This is a genomic window from Roseofilum sp., assembly GCF_982964205.1.
Window position 1 is genome coordinate 14,376 of record NZ_CEZBFX010000100.1, and the last position, 1,539, is coordinate 15,914.

Annotated in this window: 2 protein-coding genes; both read right to left on the reverse strand. The window is 49.3% G+C overall.

What is annotated here, in order from left to right; genetic code table 11:
• A partial coding sequence (locus AC3A14_RS19255) for a pentapeptide repeat-containing protein (protein WP_487779108.1) occupies positions 1-509 on the reverse strand: 509 nt, incomplete at its 3' end.
• Positions 510-606: 97 nt separating this feature from the next.
• Positions 607-1,428 (reverse strand): 16S rRNA (cytidine(1402)-2'-O)-methyltransferase, encoded by an 822-nt coding sequence (gene rsmI / locus AC3A14_RS19260; protein WP_487779109.1) that lies wholly within the window; start codon positions 1,426-1,428, stop codon positions 607-609.
• Between the last annotated feature and the right edge of the window lie 111 nt (positions 1,429-1,539).

The window sequence follows — 1,539 nt, forward strand, 5'->3', positions numbered from 1 at the left end:
GCGACTACGACTGCGACTACGACTGCGACTACGACTGCGACTACGACTGCTCCTGCTCCTGGTCCTGCTCCTGGTCCTGCTCCTGCTCCTGCTCCTGCTCCTGCTCCTGCGCTAAGGCCGGCCACAACTCCTTTACGAAGTATGACAACGTAGAGAATCACCAGAACAACCAGTGAAACCCAACCAGCGACTATATTCTCTAAGTTACCTGTGTCAAAGATGAGAGTGACGAAATAAGCAGGCCACCAAGAGAGAAAACCAGACAATACAGACATGACCAAGGCAATCATAAGATTCAGTGCCATGCGCCGTTTCTGGAGTCCCGCTTTTGCTCCGCAGAACTTCACCCCCGTTAAGTTGGCTCCCGTAAAGTCGGTTCCGCGAATATCTGCCCGACTGAAGTCTGCTCCCGCCAAGGTCTTACCCTTGAAGGACTGTCCTCGCAGGTTCTCCCCCTGGAAGTTGCGCTCTCCTGCGGCATAGTTAGCTAAGACCTGGCGTGCTTTCATGGAACAATTAACAATGAACAATGAATAATGAACAATGAAGATGGGTTTTCCCTATTCCCCATTCCCCATTCCCCATTCCCTAGCATATAGTGCTGTGCTATAGCTCTAAGGCCATTTGGTACAGTTTGCGTTTGGGAACATGGGTGAGTTGGGCAAGATGGCGACTAGCTTGCGATCGCGACCAGCCTTGCTCTAATAAGTCCACTAATTCGGCTTTAAGTGCAGCTTCGGATAGCTCTACATTACTGATATCTGCACCAGCAACAACCAGGGTAAATTCTCCTTTGGGTTGATGTTCTTGATAATATTGGATGGCTTCATTTAAGCTTCCGCGCCAAAACTGTTCATAGAGTTTAGTCAATTCGCGAGCAATAGTAATTTTTCGCTCTTCTCCACAAGTTGCCCTTAAATCTTGCAGGGTTGCTTGCAAGCGGTGCGGCGCTTCATAAAGAATCACAGTGCGAGTTTCCGTTTTGAGCATTTCTAAACGCTGGTGACGGGATTTCCCTTTGGGGGGTAAAAAGCCTTCAAAACAAAAGCGATCGCTCCCTAACCCCGAAGCAGATAGAGCAGTTAACGCTGCATTTGCCCCTGGAATGGGAACCACATCGAGTCCAGCGTTTAATGTAGCTTGAACTAACTCATATCCCGGATCGGAAATGCCGGGAATACCCGCATCACTAACTAAGGCGATCGCCTTTCCCTGTTGCATGATCGCCAACAGTTCCGGGATACGCTGCTGTTGATTATGTTCGTGACAGCTAATTTGCCGGGTTTCGATTTGGAAATGTTGGAGTAATTTACCCGTATGGCGAGTATCTTCAGCGGCGATCGCCTCTACAGACTGCAAAACCTTCACCGCGCGAAACGTCATATCCTCTAAATTACCAATGGGCGTTCCTACTATATATAATGTCATTTCGTAATGGGTAATGGGTAATGGGTAATAGGTAATCTCCGCGTCCCCCCATCTCCCCATCTCCCCATCTCCCCATCTCCCCATCTCCCCATCTCCCCATCTCCCCATCTC